General features: G+C 64.4%; 12 protein-coding genes and 1 tRNA gene. 6 read left to right on the plus strand and 7 right to left on the minus strand.

Features of this window, described 5'->3' with window-relative positions; translation table 11 throughout:
- Positions 1-91: 91 nt before the first annotated feature.
- The 4 genes from rpmA to hspQ form a co-directional block, all read right to left on the minus strand.
- On the minus strand, positions 92-373 hold the full coding sequence (rpmA, locus tag K2Y03_RS08280) for a 50S ribosomal protein L27 (RefSeq protein ID WP_294089906.1): 282 nt from the start codon (positions 371-373) through the stop codon (positions 92-94).
- 15 nt (positions 374-388) lie between these two features.
- A complete protein-coding gene (rplU, locus tag K2Y03_RS08285; protein WP_294089930.1) occupies positions 389-688 on the minus strand; it encodes a 50S ribosomal protein L21 in 300 nt (99 codons plus the stop codon).
- Between the two features lie 143 nt (positions 689-831).
- Entirely contained in the window at positions 832-1,386 is a 555-nt protein-coding gene (locus K2Y03_RS08290) for a TlpA disulfide reductase family protein (RefSeq protein ID WP_294089907.1), read from the minus strand.
- A gap of 78 nt (positions 1,387-1,464) precedes the next feature.
- A complete protein-coding gene (hspQ, locus tag K2Y03_RS08295; protein WP_294089908.1) occupies positions 1,465-1,851 on the minus strand; it encodes a heat shock protein HspQ in 387 nt (128 codons plus the stop codon).
- A 132-nt stretch (positions 1,852-1,983) separates the two neighbouring features.
- Here hspQ and K2Y03_RS08300 point away from each other — a divergent pair.
- Positions 1,984-2,073 (plus strand) — tRNA-Ser (locus K2Y03_RS08300).
- 80 nt (positions 2,074-2,153) lie between these two features.
- Here the strand turns inward: K2Y03_RS08300 and K2Y03_RS08305 are convergent.
- The 3 genes from K2Y03_RS08305 to K2Y03_RS08315 are packed head-to-tail and all read right to left on the minus strand — an operon-like array spanning position 2,154 to position 7,571.
- Positions 2,154-5,369, minus strand: coding sequence for an error-prone DNA polymerase (locus K2Y03_RS08305; RefSeq protein WP_294089911.1), 3,216 nt, complete (start codon positions 5,367-5,369; stop codon positions 2,154-2,156).
- Positions 5,366-6,877 carry a DNA polymerase Y family protein gene (locus tag K2Y03_RS08310; protein ID WP_294089912.1) on the minus strand — a complete coding sequence of 504 codons (1,512 nt, stop codon included), beginning with the start codon at positions 6,875-6,877 and terminating at the stop codon, positions 5,366-5,368. Before K2Y03_RS08310 ends, K2Y03_RS08305 begins: the two co-directional genes overlap by 4 nt.
- A complete protein-coding gene (locus K2Y03_RS08315) occupies positions 6,786-7,571 on the minus strand; it encodes a hypothetical protein (protein ID WP_294089915.1) in 786 nt (261 codons plus the stop codon). Before K2Y03_RS08315 ends, K2Y03_RS08310 begins: the two co-directional genes overlap by 92 nt.
- A 344-nt stretch (positions 7,572-7,915) precedes the next feature.
- On the opposite strand from K2Y03_RS08315, the gene K2Y03_RS08320 reads away from it, so the two are divergent.
- The 5 genes from K2Y03_RS08320 to K2Y03_RS08340 are packed head-to-tail and all read left to right on the plus strand — an operon-like array spanning position 7,916 to position 18,209.
- Positions 7,916-11,620 (plus strand): DUF4132 domain-containing protein, encoded by a 3,705-nt coding sequence (locus K2Y03_RS08320; protein WP_294089917.1) that lies wholly within the window; start codon positions 7,916-7,918, stop codon positions 11,618-11,620.
- Positions 11,620-12,717: an AAA family ATPase gene (locus K2Y03_RS08325; protein ID WP_294089919.1), complete on the plus strand. Its 1,098-nt coding sequence runs from the start codon at positions 11,620-11,622 to the stop codon at positions 12,715-12,717. The genes K2Y03_RS08320 and K2Y03_RS08325 overlap by 1 nt, the downstream gene beginning before the upstream one ends.
- A gap of 4 nt (positions 12,718-12,721) precedes the next feature.
- Positions 12,722-15,073, plus strand: coding sequence for a DUF5682 family protein (locus tag K2Y03_RS08330; protein ID WP_294089921.1), 2,352 nt, complete (start codon positions 12,722-12,724; stop codon positions 15,071-15,073).
- Positions 15,070-16,206 (plus strand): VWA domain-containing protein, encoded by a 1,137-nt coding sequence (locus K2Y03_RS08335; RefSeq protein WP_294089922.1) that lies wholly within the window; start codon positions 15,070-15,072, stop codon positions 16,204-16,206. The genes K2Y03_RS08330 and K2Y03_RS08335 overlap by 4 nt, the downstream gene beginning before the upstream one ends.
- On the plus strand, positions 16,203-18,209 hold the full coding sequence (locus K2Y03_RS08340; RefSeq protein ID WP_294089923.1) for a hypothetical protein: 2,007 nt from the start codon (positions 16,203-16,205) through the stop codon (positions 18,207-18,209). The genes K2Y03_RS08335 and K2Y03_RS08340 overlap by 4 nt, the downstream gene beginning before the upstream one ends.
- The last annotated feature ends 140 nt before the right edge of the window (positions 18,210-18,349 follow it).

Below are 18,349 nucleotides of genomic sequence, written 5' to 3' on the forward strand. Positions count from 1 at the left end.
GAGCCTGGGCGACCCGGCTCCCTTTGTGGTTTGGTTTTCTGTGGAAAACCTTCGGATCGCCCCGGTGGGCAACCCGTCTGGTTGCCCTATGTTATTCGGCCGCCATCGGCAGCGCGTCAATCGACGCGTCTACCGAGCAGAAGGTGCGGCCCAGTTTGCCGGCGTGGAACGCCACGCGGCCATCAACGAGCGCGAACAGGGTATGATCCTTGCCGATGCCGACATTGCGGCCCGGATAGAATTTCGTGCCGCGCTGGCGCACCAGAATGTTGCCGGCGGTCACTTCCTGACCACCGAACTTCTTCACGCCCAAACGACGACCGGCCGAATCACGACCGTTGCGCGACGAACCGCCTGCTTTCTTATGTGCCATTGTCTAATTCCTCGCTCAGGCGCCGATCGCGGTGATCTTCAGGATGGTGTGCTGCTGGCGGTGGCCGTTGCGGCGGCGGTAATTGTGGCGACGGCGCTTCTTGAACACGATCACCTTCTCGCCCTTGGCCTGGGCAATGATTTCGGCCGAGACCGTCAGGCCCGCGACCGGCTTCAGCTCGGCGCCTTCGCCCGCGAGCAGGACATCGCCCAGCGTCACCATCTCCCCGGCTTCCCCGGCGAGCTTTTCGACGACGATCTTGTCTCCGGCGGCGACGCGGTATTGCTTGCCGCCCGTGCGCACGACTGCGAACATGGCCTTTATCACTTCCCAATAACGTTTGGCGCCAGGGCACACCTGGCGCGGAAAGGCCGCGTCGATAGCGTGGGATGGCTGCGCCGTCAATGGAGAAAGCCATTTGAAATCGAGAGTGAGGCTGTATTCGCTGGCCGTCTGGCTCAGCCGGCCAGCGCGTCGGCGATGGCGCGGTCGATCCGGCCCAGCGTGCCGCCGTCATATCTGCCAAAGGCGGCGCGTGGCTTGCCATCGCGGGCAAAAACGAACAGTCGCGGCAGGATGATCGTGTCACCCAGACCGAACGCGGCATAGTTGGTCCTGTCGCCGCGCAACAGCGTATAATTGGCACCGCTGCGCCTGACCCATTCGGCGAGCTTCACCTCGTCCCGCTGGCTGTCCACATTGATGCCGATAAGGGCCAACCGGTCGAGGGGCACCCGCCGGCGCCAGTCCGTCAGGTGCCGGGCTTCGCTTAGGCACGGCGCGCACCAGGTTGCCCAGAAATGCACCACGGCGCATCGCCCGGGGGCAGCATGCTGGCCAAGGCGGGCAGGCGCGCCATCCCAGGTGGCGAGGTTCAATCCGCCCAGCGCGTCGAGCGCCGGCGGCAGCGGGGGGCCGGAGGCCGCGATTGCTGGATAAGGGGCAAAGGCACCCGCAACCAGCGCTGCCGCGACGTTCCTTCTGGTCAGTGAAGGTAACCCAGGATGCGACATGCTGATATAGTGTAGCAAATCAGTTGCACCGTCAATGATCAGACGGCCGATTGTTGGCGGGATGCTGGCTCAGTCCGCTCAGTGTCGGTGTTCGCGGCGCAGGCGATAGCGCCCGTCCTGATAGCCGGTGAACAGGCCGTCTATCGCGGGGTGGTTGATCGGTTCCTCGCTGTCGTCGAGCATCAGATTCTGCTGGCTGACATAAGCGACATAGCTGCTGTCAGCATTTTCGGCGAGCAGATGGTAAAAGGGCTGGTCCTTGCGCGGGCGGATATGCGCCGGGATCGACGCATACCATTCCTCACTGTTGTTGAAGACCGGGTCGACATCGAAAATCACGCCGCGAAAGTCGAAATGGCGGTGGCGGACGACGTCGCCGATGGCAAAGCTGGCATGCGCCACACCCGGCATCGCGGGTGGAGCGTCGCCCAGGCGCTTGCCAGAAGGGGTTTGAGACTGCTCCATGCCGACAATCTAGTGTCATTTTGCAGTTGCACAAGCGGGTGCTTGCGCGTGTCGCCGGTTCGCGCTAGTGGCCCGCGCTCAATCGATACCGCCGCCGTCGCCGCCAGCGCGGCCCGGCGCGCCCTCAATCGCGGAGAGGTGCCAGAGTGGTCGATTGGGACGGTCTCGAAAACCGTTGTGCCTTTACGGGTACCGTGGGTTCGAATCCCACCCTCTCCGCCAGATTTTGACGTTTTCTGTCGAAGCCGATCCGACGGGATGACTTGCGTCGCCGGGTGGCCGTGGTGCGGCAAGAGGCCGGCTTATTGAAAGTCGCGTGAGATGATGCGCACGTCGCGCGGGTGGCGGCCGCGGGGCTGTTGCGGGCGGTCAACCTCGTCGGCTGGCGCGCGCAGCGACTGATCGCTGAGTGCGCCCAGCATTGCCGATGCATCATGCACGCGGGCGGCCATCAGGTGGACGACACCCTCGGCGCTTCTTTGCACCTCGCCTTCGACGATCATCATTCGGGCGGCCATCACGGGTGCGCGCTGCGCCTCGAACAGCCGTGCCCAGAGCAGCACATTGGTGATGCCGCTTTCATCCTCCAGCGTGATGAAGATGGCATTGCCCTTGCCCGGCCGCTGCCGCACCAGCACCACGCCGGCCGCCTTCACCCGCGCGCCGCCGCGCGCCGCCGCGATTTCGGCGCAGCTCAGCACGCCCATCGCGCTCAACCGGTCGCGCAGGAAGCTCAGCGGATGCGCCTTCAGCGATAGGCGCGTGGTCTGGTAATCGGCGACCACTTCTTCGCTCAGCGGCATTGCCGGCAGTCCGGGGTCGGGCTCCGCCGCCAGTTCGGGCGCATCGGCGGCGCCGAACAGGGGCAGCTGCACCGGCCTTGTCCGCCGCACGTCCCAAAGCGCCTGGCGCCGGGCGAGGCCCAGCGAGCCCAACGCATCAGCATCGGCCAGTAACGCCAGCGCCCGCCGGGGAAGCTGCGCCCGGTGCGCCAGCCCCTCGATATCGGCAAAAGGGCCGGTCGCGCGCGCGGCAGCGATGGCGTTCGCCCACTCCGCGCGAAAACCGTCGATCTGCCGGAAGCCCAGGCGGAGCGCGAAAACATCGCCGCCAAGCGCTTCAAGCCCGTTGTCCCAATCGCTGGCGTTGACATCGACGGGCCGCACGGTGCCGCCATGCTCGATCAGGTCCCGGACCAGCTGCGCGGGCGCATAAAAGCCCATGGGTTGCGAATTGAGCAGCGCGCAGGTGAAGATTTCGGGGTGGTGGCACTTTATCCATGACGAGACATAGACCAGCCGCGCGAAACTCTGCGCATGGCTTTCGGGAAAGCCATAGCTGCCAAACCCCTCGATCTGCTTGAAGCAGCGCTCGGCAAAGTCGCGCTCGTAACCGCGCTCGACCATGCGGCCGACCATCTTGTCACGAAAACGGTCGATCGTGCCCAGATTGCGGAAGGTCGCCATCGCCCGGCGCAGGCCATTGGCCTCTTCGGGGGTGAATTCGGCCGCGACGATGGCAAGCTTCATTGCCTGTTCCTGGAACAGCGGCACGCCATAGGTCTTGCCGAGCAGTATTTTCAGCTCATCCGGGTCGTGCGGCGGGCGGGGAGAGGGGAATTCGACCGGCTCGATGCCGGCGCGCCGGCGCAGATAGGGGTGCACCATGTCGCCCTCGATCGGGCCGGGCCGCACGATCGCCACCTGCACGACCAGATCGTAGAATTCGCGCGGTTTCAGGCGCGGCAACATGTTGATCTGCGCGCGGCTCTCAACCTGGAAAACGCCGATGCTGTCGCCCTTGCACAGCATGTCGAATACTGCCGGATCGTCCGCGCCCAGATCGACCTTCAGGTCATGATCGCCCAGGCCGTGCCGGCGCATCAGGTCAAAGCTCTTGCGAATGCACGTCAACATGCCAAGCGCGAGCACATCGACCTTCATCAGCCCGAGCGCGTCGATATCGTCCTTGTCCCATTCGATGAAGGTGCGGCCGTCCATCGCGGCATTGTGGATGGGGACCAGCTCGTCGAGCCGGCCCTGGGTGAGCACGAAACCGCCGACATGCTGAGACAGATGGCGTGGTGCCTCCAGCAGCTGCGTCACCAGATCGCGCAGCCTAGCCATTTGTGGGTTGTGCGGATCGAAGCCGGCCTGTTCGACTCGCGCCTCCGAAACCGCGCGGCCCCAGCTGCCCCAGATGGTACCGGCAAGGCGCCCGGTCACATCCTCGGTTAGCCCCAGCGCCTTGCCCACGTCGCGGATGGCGCTGCGCGGCCGGTAATGGATGACCGTTGCGGCAATGCCGGCACGATCGCGGCCATAGCGTTCATAGATATACTGGATCACCTGTTCGCGGCGTTCATGCTCGAAATCGACGTCGATATCGGGCGGCTCGCGGCGCTCGGCCGAAACGAAGCGCGAGAAGAGCAGGTCATGCTGCATCGGATCGACCGAGGTGATGCCGAGCAGGAAGCAGACGATCGAATTCGCGGCAGACCCGCGCCCCTGGCACAGGATCGGCGGGTCCTGCGCACGGGCAAAGCGAACCAGATCGTGCACGGTCAGGAAGTAATAGGCGTAGTTTTGCTGCGCGATCAGGGTGAATTCCTCGCGCATCAGCCGCTTCGCCTTTTCGGGCAGCTGCGCGCCATAACGGGCGTGCGCGGCCTGCATCACCAGATGTTCAAGCCATGCCTGCGGGGCCCAGCCATCGGGCACCGGCTCGTGCGGATATTCATAGCGCAGATCGTCGAGCGAGAATTCGATCGCGCCGAGCAGTTGCCGCGATGCCGCAATCGCTTCAGGCGCGTCGGCGAACAGGCGCGCCATTTCGGCGGCGGGCTTCAGATGGCGCTCGGCATTGGCAGCGAGCAGGCGGCCCGCTTCGTGGATCGCGCATCCTTCGCGGATGCAGGTGACGATGTCGTGCAGCGGCCGCTGCGCGGGCGTGGCATAAAGCGCGTCGTTGACCGCGATCAGCGGCACCCCTGCTTCGCTCGCCGCCGCTATCAACGCCGCCAGCCGACGCCGGTCGCGCCCTTGCCGCGGCATCGCCGCGCCCAGCCACACATGGTCTTGCGTTGCCGCCTTCAGCGCATCGGTCCGCTCGTGCCCGAGCGGGGCGAGCAGGATCAGCGCCATGTCGCCCGCCCATTGCGCCAGATCGGCAAAGCCCAGGCGGCAATCCCCCTTTTTCGCGCGCAGATTGCCGGTTGAAAGCAGCCGGCACAGATGCCCCCAGCCACGGCGGTTGCGCGGATAGGCGATGATGTCCGGCGTTTCGTCGGCAAAGACCAGCCGCGCGCCGACCACCAGCCTGAAATCGAGCGGCCCGTCTTGCTCGGCCAGTTCCTTCAGCGCCGCATGCGCGCGAACGACGCCGGCCAGCGTGTTGCGATCGGCAATGCCGATGCCGCAATGGCCAAGCGCAATGGCGGTGCGCACCATCTCGCCGGGATGCGATACGCCGCGCAGGAACGAATAGTTGGTGGCAACGGCAAGTTCGGCATAGCTCATGCGAACAGCCCGTGCAGATACCAGGCCGGTTGCGCCTTTTCGTGCCCGTACAGCCCGTGGCGGAACACCCAGAAGCGGCGGCCGAGCGCATCCTCCACCCGGTAATAATCGCGCGTCAGGCCGCCACCATCGGCGCGGCGCCACCATTGGCTGGCAAGGCGCTCCGGCCCTTCGGCGCGCGTCACCTCATGCAGCGTGCGGCGCCAGCGAAAGCGGTGCGGCGGCCCGTCGGGCACTTCGGCAATCACCTCGATCACTTCGGGCGGATCGAACAGGTGGATCGGGCGCAGCGGCGGCTCGCCGGGGTCGGGCAGGGGCCAGGGCTGTGGCCTGCCCATATCCTGCGCGGGCAGGGCCAGCACGGCCTGTTCGGGCAGATGGCTGTCGACATGAACCAGCCGCCGCACCTGTGCGCGCCCCAGCCTGATGCTCAACCGGTCGATCAATGCGGCCAGCGCATCGTCGGACAGGCTGCCGCCTTCGAGCGCCAGCTGCGCCGGTGGCAGCGCCTCCAGCCGCGCCAGCCCCAGCCGCACCATGTCATAACCGAAGCCGGGGTCGAGCGGGTCGCGCAATCCCTCGATCCGCTCGCGCATCAGGCGCAGCAGGGTGCCGGGGTCTCGCTGGGGCTGGCCGGCTTCGACCGACAGCCGCCGGACGTCGCCATCGCTGCGGAACAGCGCGATGCCGCAGCGGCGGCACCCCTGATCGCGTCCGGCCAGCATGGCGCAGGCTTCGTGCAGCAGTTCGTCCGCCACCGCGATGATGTGGTCGATCATGGCAACCGGCTCGGCAAAGCGGCGCTCCACCAGGATCGGCGGGCGCTTGCGGCGCGGCGTCAGGCGGCTGTCCACCCGGCCGAGCAGCCGGGCCAGCCGGTCGGCGGCGAGCGGGCCGAAGCGCGCGGCAAGGGCGGCACTGGGGCGATCGGCAAGGTCGCCCACCGTTTTCAGCCCGGCGCGCAGCAGTGCGGTGGTCGCTTCTTCATCCAGCCGCAGCGCCGCGACCGGCAGGGCCTCGACGCAGGGGGCATTATGGTGAGCGAGCGCCTGGGCCGCCTCCGGCGTATCGGCGATCGCGGCGTTGAGCGTGACGAAACGGGCAAAGCGCCTGACCGCATCGGCGGCAAGCGCATCCTCGCCACCGAAGGGATGCGTGCAGCCGGCAATGTCGAGCGTCACCCCGTCGGGCGGGTCGAGCGCTATTGAGGGGCTGTAGCGCTCGCAGGCCTCCGCCAGCCGCTCCAGAAAGGCGCGGTCGGCAATGGCGTCATGGGGGTATGTCACAAGCTCGGGCAGGCGCGCCCGCGCATCGGCCAGCGTAAGGCCGGGCGCGATCCCCAGCGCCGCCGCGCGCGGGTCCACTGCTGCCAGCCGCATGGCATTTGCGCGCTTTTCCACAAAGGCATAGGGGCCTTCAGGCCGCGTCCCTTGCCAGGCCAGCCGGTCGCAGGACAGCCGGGGGGCGACCAGCGCCAGAAAGCGGCGGGACGTCGATGAAGCGGCCATGCTCACGATCCCACACCACGCGCCATTTTCCTTCGCCGGCGCCGCCCCGCTGGCGCAGCAGCGCCAGATCGAGCGCGATATGGCCGGGGGCATTGGCCAGCAATGGCATCGACGGCGCGGACGCCACCGACCAGCGCGTGGTGGCCGCACTTGGTTCCGGCTCGGCACCGATCCGCAGCATCAACAGAGTTGCGCCCGACGTTTCGGCAGACAGGGCAAGCCTGCGGCTGGCAGACAGCGAGAATTCGGGTGCGCGCCGCCAGAATTCGGCAATCACGGTGGCTGCTTGCGGGCAGCGCGCGGCTTCGTTCGCAATCTGCAATATCCCGGCGGTATCGGGCGCGATGCACAGCAGCAGGCGTGCCGGATCCAGCCCGATGTCGCGCAGGCCAAGCGCATAAGGCTGCCCGCTCAATCCGGCCCGGCCGGGGCGAACCCAGATTACAACGCCACCGCGCTGCGCCGCCAGCATCGCCGCAAAGCCCGCCGCCCCTGGCGCATCCTCCGGCAACAGCGCATGAAGTTCGTGCAGCCGCCCCCGCGCCAGGCCGCCACCCAGCGCGGCATCGATCACGCCATGCCCCAGCGGGGTGGGGCGCAGGCCATCCTGTTTGCGCCACCGCGATTCAACCCTGTCCTTCAATCGCTTCATACGGGCCAGCCGGCTCGCCGAATCGTCGACCATTGTGTTCATGTTATGTTCTTATCGCGATGGCGCGGCAAGATCAAATGGTGGGATTGCGGAGGGGAGGCCGCACGTTCTTCCCTTGCATGGGGACTTCCCAAGGGCGCGACCCATGGCGCATTGATGCATATTGATACATGGCGCCGGCCGCATCCCATTCCATCGGCTGGACATCCAAACGCTGCTTTGCAGCACATGCTTCTGTTAGTGCTGATCTATATCTTTCCGACGAACGATGGCTAGTTGCCATGCACGACGTCAGCTAGTTAGACTAATGCGGACAAATTTCGCCCAGTTCATCTTTGAACCATTAACGATAAGCCCTAACGTCGCGTCACGATCAAGGAGGGGATATGCCGGAATCGATTTTTGATCGTATCAAACGCGGGTTCGGCCTGGCCGGTTCTGCGGTTGCGATCGGCAATTTCCCCTTGCTCAACGTTGCTAGATTATTTCGCCATCTCGAGAAGTCTGACAAATCGCTGCCCGCCAACGTGGCGCGCTATATTGCAGATGGTGCTAACAGTTCGCTCCTCTCAACCCTGCAGCGACAATCGGTTCGCCATGCCTGGACGAATCGGTCCATGATCTGGCCACGGCGTGACGAGGAAAATCTCTTTGGTGACCTTGGCGCTTGGCGCATCGATCAGATGTATCGATTTGGCGAAGTGCTGGCGACGATTGAACCAATATCATATGACTGGGGATATTTTGGCACCAAGAAATCTCCCGATTGGCTTCGCCACACTGTTACAATCTGGCTTGGGCATGGCCGCAAGAATCAGCCACTTGAATCGCTGGTCGCGCTTGCGGGGCATGCCGGTGATTCTGTTACGCCGACTCTCGATATTCTCTTCAGTCGCGATGCCGCTGAGTATGCATCCAGAAACAGCGAAGAACGCTTCGCAGGCATAGCACAATGGCTGGAACGATCTCGCGACGACATTGTGGCGGTTGCACCCGGCCTCGTTGCCGATGTCCGTGCTGAACTCGCCTCGGCGATCGGCCGTTATCACTTGCAAGAGCGCTATCTGGATCTGTTGATCGATCTTGCCACAGGATCATCGAAAAAGGTTCGCGCCAATGCGCGCCAGGCGCTCACGACATGCAATCCTGGCCGATTAGCCGCTGCGCTGGACGAACGCTTCGCCAAATCCCCCACTGCGGTGCGTGTCGAACTGGTTGGTGTCGCTTCCGTCGGCCTCGGCAAAGAGGGGCATGAGATGCTGGGCTGCTGGCGACAGTCCGAAACGGTGCTGAAAGTTACTGCCGCCATTGACAATATTTTGGCCGTGACCGCTGGGGACCCAGCTGCGGTGCCGGAGTCTGAGCAGGAGCATCGCAGCCCCGATGGTCCGGCCGGCTACTGGGCGGTCGACGGCAGCTGGGTTGAGGCAGGAATGCCGTCTGCGCTCCCGCCTCAAAGCCCCATTCCGCCTGACCTGCTGGCCACGCTCGAGCCAGCCATAACCGAATTCAACCGCTTGCTGGCAGCGGGAAAGGCACAGGCGACAGGAAAAAGGTGGCACTGGAGCCGGGACTATTCCGCCAAGGACAAGCGCGACCTCACCCGCCTGGCTCAACTGGCCGAGGGGGCTTCTCCAATTCAACACCAATCGGCCAAACCAATCGTCGATTGGCTGCTTTGGCATGAGTTCAAGCACTCGGCGGTCGATGCCTTTTTCAACGACCCACGCCTTACGCTTCGTCATCTTGCCCGGATGGCCGTTGCGCTGTCGAACGGCCAAGTCAGTGCCTTGTCATGGGGGTGGGGTGGCACTGTCGGCGCCATTACTACGGTGATCCAGCAGCGTCTGGCCAGGGGCGCCGATCTGCGGACCTTCATCGCGCTCTGGGAAGAGGCGGGCGGTGCCGACTTCATCAACGGCCATCTCAAGAATCGATACTATTGGGGGCTTCCCCAGTTCGACGTGCCGTTATGGCCATTGCTTTGCGGCAAGTTCGATTCCATCGACCAGGCTCTGGGGCTCATTCCACAAGCTCATCCCGAGCATAAGCTGACCATGCCCGGCCTTGAACTGCTGGAATATTTTCCGAAGCTTCCAGTCCGATATCGCGCGCAGCTGATGTCCCTCGGCAGCGACAGTGCCGCCGGTATCCGGGCCAAAGCGCGACAGTTGCTGCACAAGACCGCCGGTATTGATGCTGCAATCTCCCTTCAGTTGCAGGATGGTCGGCAGGACGTACGCGCGCTGGCGGCAGAATGGCTTGCGTCGCGGGGCGCCTCCGCAGAGGCGCCCGCGATACGAACAGCCCTGGACAAGGAAAAGAGCGACCTCGCGCGGGCAGCGATGATCACCGCACTCAATCGGTTGGGTGAAGATGTGTCGGCATATTTCGACCCCGCGGTGCTGCAGAAAGAGGCACGCGCGGGCCTGGCAAAGGGGCTTCCCAAGAACTTGAGCTGGTTTCCGTTCGATATGCTGCCAGCGCTTTCCTGGGCCGATGGAACTCCTGTCGACCCTGTCCTGCCGACATGGTGGGTCGTTCTGTCAGCAAAGCTCAAGCAGCCTGGCGGTAATGCCATGATGAACCTTTGGCTGGACCGGTTGGCCCCCGGCCAAGCGCACAAGCTTGGGTGGATGGTGCTAACGGGTTGGATGGACGAAGATACGCGCCAGCCCAGCGATGAAGAGGCGAACGCCTACGCATCGCTGCATGTTGATGCCACCGTCCGGCAGAACCTTACCTATGCCAAGCGATGGCCCGATAGCGCCGGCTATTTTTCGTCCGACCGCGCCGTTGTCTTCGCACAGCTGAAACGCGCCAAGGCTGGCGAGTATCTGGGCACTGCAGTTGACAGCAAAGGCATTCTGGCGCTTGCAGCCCGCGTCAACGGCGCCGACGCCGCTCAACGGATCAGGCCGTTCCTGAAAGAGCATGGCTCGCGAACGTCGCAGGCGAAAGCGGTACTCGACGTGCTCGCCGCAATCGGCGATGGCGCGGCGCTGCAGCTCATTCTGGTGGCGGCCAACCGGTCTAAGCAGCGTAGTGTTCAGGCCTATGCTGCAAAACTCGTCGAGAAGATTGCCGACCGAAACGGGTGGAGCCCCGCCGAGCTCGCCGATCGTACCGTGCCCACCGGTGGATTTGATCTCGATGGCACGCAGGAACTCGATCTGGGGACCGACCGAACCTACACGCTGCGCTTGGATGCCGAGGATGCGATCGTCATCCTGAACGCCGATGGACGCGAAGTGAAGGCGCTGCCCGCAGCGCGTGTCGATGACGAGAAGCCGTTGGTGGATGCCGCGAAAAAGCAGCTGTCGACTGCGCGCAAAGAGGTGAAGCAGGTGATTGCCGCACAGGCCGGCCGTCTTCAGGAAGCCATGTTCCTGCAGCGCAGCTGGGAGCTAAGCGACTGGCAGAACTTTGTTGCGGGCCACCCGATCGTCGGCCGGATCGCTGCGCGCCTCGTCTGGCAGGGTGTCGACGAACAGGGCGCAGCGATCGCCGCATTCCGCCCGCTTGGCGACGGCAGTTACACCGATTGCGACGACGCAGATGTCCGACTGGCCGACTTCGCTCAGGTTCGCCTGGCGCATTCATCCTTGTTGACGGCGGACCAGATTGATCGCTGGCGCAAGCATCTGGCCGATTACGCGGTGGCATCGCCATTTGACCAGCTGGGGCGTGACCTGCCCGCGCTTGACGCCACACAGGCCAAGGATCGCGAGATTGCCGATCGCAAGGGCTGGATGATCGAGACCTTCAAGCTCCGCGGCATCGCCGGCAAGCTGGGCTACCAGCGCGGCCCGGCGGAAGACGGCGGCTGGTTCGTGACCTATGAGAAGATGTTCCGGGAAGCCGGTTTGATGGTGGAGATCGAGTTTTCCGGCAGCCCGCTGCCAGAGGAAAATCGGCTCGCGGCGATCATGTCTCTGTCCTTTCGCAAGCTGCGCAGCGGCGGCCCCGGCGGCCAGGTCACTCTGGCAGAGGTGCCGCCGGTTCTGCTGGCCGAAAGCTGGCGCGACCTGCACGACATGGCCGACAAGGGCACCGGCTTCGATCCCGACTGGAAAAAGAAGGTCCATTGATGACGAACGAAACGCCCGCCATCCGACCCCCGGCCGAAACGCGGTATGCGGCAGAACTTGCCACGCTGGCAGCGCAGGATCAGTTCCCAAAGCCTGCCGGCTGGCACCTGTCGCCTCGCGCGGTGCGCGGCTTCCTGCTTGGCGATGCCAGGCTGGGGATCAGCCGCAAATTCTATGGCGATGATCCGCTCGTCGACCGGGCAATTGTCAGCCTGATGAGCCAGCAAGGGCTGATGCTGGTCGGCGAACCGGGCACCGCCAAGTCGCTTCTGTCGGAACTTCTGGCGGCCGCGATCTGTGGCACTTCGTCGCTCGTCGTGCAGGGGTCTGCCGGGACGACGGAAGATCATATCCGCTATGGCTGGAACTATGCGTTGCTGCTCGCCGAGGGGCCGAGCGAGCGGGCCCTGGTTCCTTCGCCGGTGCTCAATGCCATGCGGTCCGGGCGTATCGTGCGCTTCGAGGAGATCACTCGGTGTCCGCCTGAAGTTCAGGACGCGCTGATCTCGATTCTGTCCGAAAAGATGCTCGCGCTGCCAGAGCTTGGCCTCGACGCCGTGGCTGCCGCGAGGCCAGGCTTCAATGTGATTGCTACGGCCAATCTGCGTGATCGCGGGGTTCACGAAATGTCGAGCGCGCTGAAGCGTCGCTTCAACTTCGAAACCGTGCACCCGATTGCTGATCCAGAATTCGAGCGCGAGCTGGTGCTGAAGCAGTTGGCCGAACGGCTGGGCCCGGCGGGGGTTCGCGTTTCCGGGGAGCGCGACGTTGCCGAAGTTTTGGTGCGCACGTTCCAGGATCTGCGAACCGGGCGCACTGCTGAGGGAACCAGCCTGAACCGCCCAGATGCCGTCATGTCTACGGCGGAAGCAGTCAACGTGATGCACGCCGCCGCTCTCGACGCAGCCTATCTGGACAATGGCAAGCTTTCCGCTGCGCATGTTGCCCGCCAACTGCAAGGTGTGGTCCTTAAGGACTCGCCAGAGGATGGCAAAAGGTTGCGCGCCTATGTCGATCACATCGTCAAGGAGCGGGCAGGTCGATCTGGCGCGTGGAAGGAGTTTTATCAGGCGGCCCGGGCGTTGAAACTGGGCTGACCAGATGGAGCGGCCGACCCTTCACGATGGCGAGCGCGACCTGTGGGTGGTGCCGATCAGGCACCATAGCCCGGCGTGCGCTGCGCATCTTGCAAGTCTGATAGAGCAGGTTCGCCCGGCTGCGATCCTTGTCGAGGGGCCCTGCGATTTCGACTCGCTGATCGATCTGGTTTGCGATCCGCGCACGCAGCCCCCGGTTGCGATTGTCGCGCTTCGCGCAAGCGGTGGTGGGCAGGCGCCGGGCCGGGTTGCAAGCTATTTCCCGTTTTGCGAGCACAGTCCCGAACTGATCGCCCTAAAGGCGGCGAAGGCATTGGGCGTTGAAGCCCATTTCATCGATCTCCCGTCATCCGCCCCAGAAATGGTTGTCGGAATGGATGCCGCACCGCGACGTTCGTTGTTGGGCAGCGAGCGCAGCTTCGACGTAGGTGATTATGTGACGGCGCTCGCTCGGGAACTTGGCTGCCGCGACGGCAACGAGGTTTGGGATCAGCTGTTCGAAACGCGGCTGGCAGCCCCCGATTGGCGGGCCTATTTCGAGGACGTTGCGCGTTACTGCTCGTCTATGCGGGCGGCCACCGATCCCGCCGTCATGGCGGCAGATGGAACGCTGGCGCGCGAGGCGCAGATGCGCGCAATCGTCGCACGTGTCCGAAACGCGACCGGCGGCCCCCTGGTTGCGGTCGTCGGCGGCTTCTATGCCGAGGCGTTGTTGCAGGAGGGCGCGGGGCAGCCCGTTGTCGGCGCGGCGGACGCCGGTCGCAGCTATCTCATCCGTTATGGCATGCGCCAGCTGGATGCGTTGCGCGGCTATGATGCAGGGTTGCCGCTGCCGGGCTATTACCAGCGTTTGTGGCATCGGCGAGAGCATGGCGGTGCCGGTCTCGCCACGGAATTGATCACCGGCTTTGCCGCGCACTTGCGGACCGGAAACTGGGACGCGCCATCCTTCCCGATGGTTGCCAACGCTATTGAGCAGGCGGAGCGACTGGCGACGCTGCGCAACCGGCCTTTCCCCACGCGCGATGATGTGATCGACGCGATACGATCAAGCTTCATCAAGGAGGAGATTCCCTTGGAGGAAGTGCCCATCCTGAACGAGCTGCGCGCTTGGCTGACGGGAACGGCGATTGGCGAGGTGCCGGCATCGTCTGGTTCACCCCCGCTTGTGGAGGCGGTGCGCAACCAGGCCAAGGCGCTTGGCTTTGTCGTGGCCGACGGAGAACGGCGTCGTCGCGAGCTCGATATCTATCGCAAGCAGCGCCATCGAGCAGCCAGTCGTTTCTGCCATGCGATGACGCTGATCGGCACCAGATTTGCCGAACGCACCGCCGGCCCGGATTTTCGCAACGACGCTGCGCTGGATCGACTGCATGAAGTCTGGAGCCTTTGCTGGTCGCCATCGGTCGAATCGCGATTGATCGAACTGTCCGAGGCCGCCGATACGCTTGACGAGGCGCTGGCTTTCGCCGTCGCGCAGCAGATTGCGGCGCTGTCCGAGCGGGGCCAAGGCCGCAATGCACTGGCCGCGATCGATCTCTTCGCAGCCGCCTGCCGCGCTGGTCTTGGTGCGGGGGCGGAGGCAATTCTCGGTCTTGTCGAGGAGCAAGTGATCGAGGATCCCGAACTTGGCTCGGTGGTGGCCGCCCTTGCCGATCTGCTGCTGTTGCGTCGCGGGCGCGAGGCACTCGGCTTGAGCGAGGTCGGCCCACTGGACCGGCTGGTGCAGACGGCATGGCGACGGCTTGTGCTGCTTTTGCCCGAACTGGCCGATTTCGGAGAGGATCGTGCGCGCCAGATGCTGAAAGTACTGGCCGATATGCGTGGGGCAATCGAACTTGCGCGGTCGTCGCAAGCACCCGTCGATCCGGATCTTGTCGGTCAGGCATTTGCCGTGCTGCGCCGGCGCAAGCTGCATCCGATGCTGGACGGCGCGATCACTGCTTTTGCTTTGCTTGATGGACAAATCGACGTGCAAGAGCTGGAGGCCCGGCTGCGCGGGGAGCTTTCTGGCGGTTATGTTGATCCGGCCGACCGGCTTGCCTTTCTGGGTGGCGTCGTCGCGATAGCGCGCGAACTGGTATGGACGGTGCCGGCGATCATCGACGTGATCGACGCAATCGTGACGGGGCTGGACGAAGACGATTTTCTGTCGCTGCTACCGTACTTGCGGCTGGCACTGATGCCGCTCGACCCGCGCGAGGTGGACCGGTTGGCCGAGGAGGTGGCGGCTCGGCTTGGCGCCAACCCTGGCATGCTGGCCGTTGACGTTGGGATTTCGGAGCAGGAGTTGGATGAGAATCTGCGCCTTGACCGTGAACTGGCCGATATTCTGGCCCGCGATGGTTTGGCGTGAGTGATCCGGCTGCCCTTCGGCGCTGGCGCCTGGTGCTGGGGCGCTATGCCGAGCGCTCGATCCCGGGCGACGGCATGTCTCAAGCGGAGCGCAGGGCCGATCGCGCGCTGGATTATCTCTATGCTCGTGAAATGGAGCGCCGCGGCCTTCGCCGCGACCGGCAGCGGGCAGGGGGCATTGGCTCCATGGACCCCAGCCAGCTTACGGCGCTCAACTGGCTGGGCGAGCTCCGCGCGCTGTTTCCCCAGTCGGTCTATGAAGCTGTGCAGGCGCATGCGATCGAGAATCTCGAGATGACCGAGCTGTTGTCGAGCCCCGCGGTGCTCGACGCGCTGGAACCGAACAAAGACCTGCTGAAGGCATTGCTCGCGTTCAAAGGAACGGCAGGTCCGGCCATGAGAGCCAAGATACGCGAGGTGACGCGAAAGGTGGTCGAAGACATCACCCGCCGGCTGAAGCCAAGGGTGGAAGCCGCGATGGCGGGACGCCCAAACCGATTTCGGCGCAGCCAGGTCAAATCACAGCAAACCTTCGACTGGCGCGCGACCATTCGGGACAACCTCAAAAACTGGGATGCTGAACGCAAAGTCGTCATTGCGGATCGCCTGCGCTTCCACGGCCGCAGCCGGCGGCGACTGCAATGGACCATCATTCTGTGCGTGGATCAGTCGGGATCGATGCTGTCATCCACCATCTATGCCGCTGTGATGGCGTCCATTCTTGCGGCGCTTCCGGCCGTGGAAGTTAAGCTGATCGTGTTCGATACGTCCGTTGTCGACCTGTCGGCGGAGGTGCACGATGCGGTCGAAGTGCTGATGTCGGTTCAACTGGGTGGGGGAACAGACATCGCGTCTGCCCTGGAATATTGCGAAGGTCTGGTTACCCAGCCCAGCCGAACGATTCTGGCGCTGATCAGCGACTTTGAGGAGGGCGGATCAGTCTCGCGGATGCTGGCTGCGATACGGCGACTGGCTTCCGCCCGCACAACCCTGATCGGTCTCGGTGCTCTCAGTGACGATGCGGCGCCGGTCTATGATCGCCGCATGGCCGAACGCCTGGCAGGCAGCGGGATGAATGTTGCCGCACTTACGCCGGATCGCTTTGCGGAATGGATCGGGGGCATCATTGCATGATCGCGTCTGCGTTGCGCGAGAGCCTGGCGCCGTTTGACGATGCAGCGCTTGCAACCCTTGCCAATGCCGGGCTTGTCCGCCGCGCGCACCGTGATGCGGAAGAGGGCAAGGTCCGCCTCGTGGCTGCCGAGGGCGTTGCCGTCGAACTGGAGGTAGACGGACAACGCGTGCTGCTGGATGATCGCGGGCCGCGCGCCGCTGACTGCACCTGTAGCTCTGCCGCGATGTGCCGGCACCGGCTTGCGGCGGTGATTTTTGTGCGTGCTGATACGCCGGGGGCAGATGATGCACCAACCGAAGCGGACGCGCCGGGCGACGCCAGCGCGATCGTCATGGCTTTGGACCTTCAGCAACTCGAGAAGTGGGCCGGAAAGGCTGGATGGCGCGCGGCAATGGAACTGGCGCCGACCGCGACTGCAGTGGAGGTGTCGCCCAAGGCCTTGTCGGTCTCGTTCGTTGATGTTGATGGTCCGGTGCGGATCCTGCAGGGGCTGGGTTTCGACGGTATCGTGTCAAAAGCCTCGAAGGCGCGATTGAAGGCCTATCATGCGGCGGCGGTTCTCGCGGCACGCCAGCATTTCGGCGAGGCATTGCCCGAGGCAGCAAGCGGTAATGATGCGGAACCGGCCCAGCATATCGCGCCCGACCCGGCGTTCCTTTCGCTCGTCGCGGCGGCACTTGTCGAGGTGGCGGCCAACGGCCTGAATCTGGCCCCGCTGCCGCTCGAGGAATCCTTGTTTGAACTGTCGGTCTCGTCTCGCGCCGATAACCTTCCGCGCCTCGCGGCCTTGCTGCGAGCGATCGCCGCGCAGATCCGGCTTCGCCGCGCCCGCGCGCTCGATTTCGATCCCGACCGGCTACTGGAACTGTCCGCTACGTGCCTCGCGCTTGTGCGCTCACTCGGAGGCCCCGATGCGAGGCGTCGAACCATGCTCGCTGGCAACGTGCGGCGCAGCTTCGAGCGTGCCGAGCCATTGCGTTTGGTGGGGTGTGGCGGTGAGCGTTGGACCAGCGCTTCCGGGGCGCGCGGGCTGACCGGCTGGTTTGTCGATCCGGATAGGGGCAGATGGCTTTCGGTCAACATCGCTCGCGGGCCGGGCCTTGATCCGTCTTTTGTGCCGCGCGACGCTTGGGCGAGCCTGCCGCTCTGGCAAAGCGAGCCTCTAGCGGTGCTTGCGCATGCCCGGCTCGATCTGTCGGGTGTTGGGCAATCTGCCGACAACCGGCTGTCGGTCGGCAGGGACGCACGCGCAATTGTCGTAGAGCGCAATGTAAGGCCCGACCCATCCTGGTCCTGCATTGTGCGCGATTGGTCGACATTGCGGGACATGTGGATGCGGCAGGTTGGGCTTGGCCTCGATGCGGTCGAACAGCCGGCCGTCTGCTTGATCGAGCCCAGCCAGATCGCCGCGCCATTCTTCGACGAGCTCGCACAACAGCTGGTCTGGCCGGTTTGTGACACAAGCGGTCGCTGGCTCGCGCTAACCGCTGAGCTCGAGGAGCCGGTTTCGGTCACGATCGAAGCGCTGGATGCTCATGCCGGTTCGGGATGGCGGGGAATGGTGCTGGTGCGGATGGAGCGGCGCGGCGAGCGCCTGGCACTCTGCCCGATCACGCTGTTCGGCGGCGGCGATCCGGTAGACTTGACACTTTGGCAGCCTCCGCGGGGCGTCTCAGGTCGCAAGGGTGCGCAACTGCGAGACTGGCTCTGGCACCTTCGTCAGCGGCAAAGTCGGGGTTTTGTGACCGTGGGTCGGTCGGGCACCGATGCAACGCTTGCCAAGGCGTGGCGTCATCTTGTTGACCGGGCTGAGATGGGGCCGCCGCTTGCGCGCACGATTGATGGCGATCGCGCCGCGATTGCCGCGCAGATCGAGAAGCTCGGTCTAGCAAGATTGGGGGATATGGTGCGCAACGCGGAGCATGGTGAAGCGTTGCTTGCGGCAGCCTATGGGCTGATGGCTGCGCGACAAAAGCGGTGCGCGCCGCCGCTATTGCAATGAAACCGCGCCATGCAACCTACGACGTGAAACCACCTGCAAGGCGGCCAATCTGCGGGAAGGATATGGTGGACGCACTTGGGCTCGAACCAAGGACCCGCTGATTAAGAGCGGAGCTTTGTGCCCTTTTCGTTCCTTTCCAA

The sequence above is a fragment of the Sphingomonas sp. genome (genome assembly GCF_019746015.1).
Lineage (GTDB): Bacteria > Pseudomonadota > Alphaproteobacteria > Sphingomonadales > Sphingomonadaceae > Sphingomonas.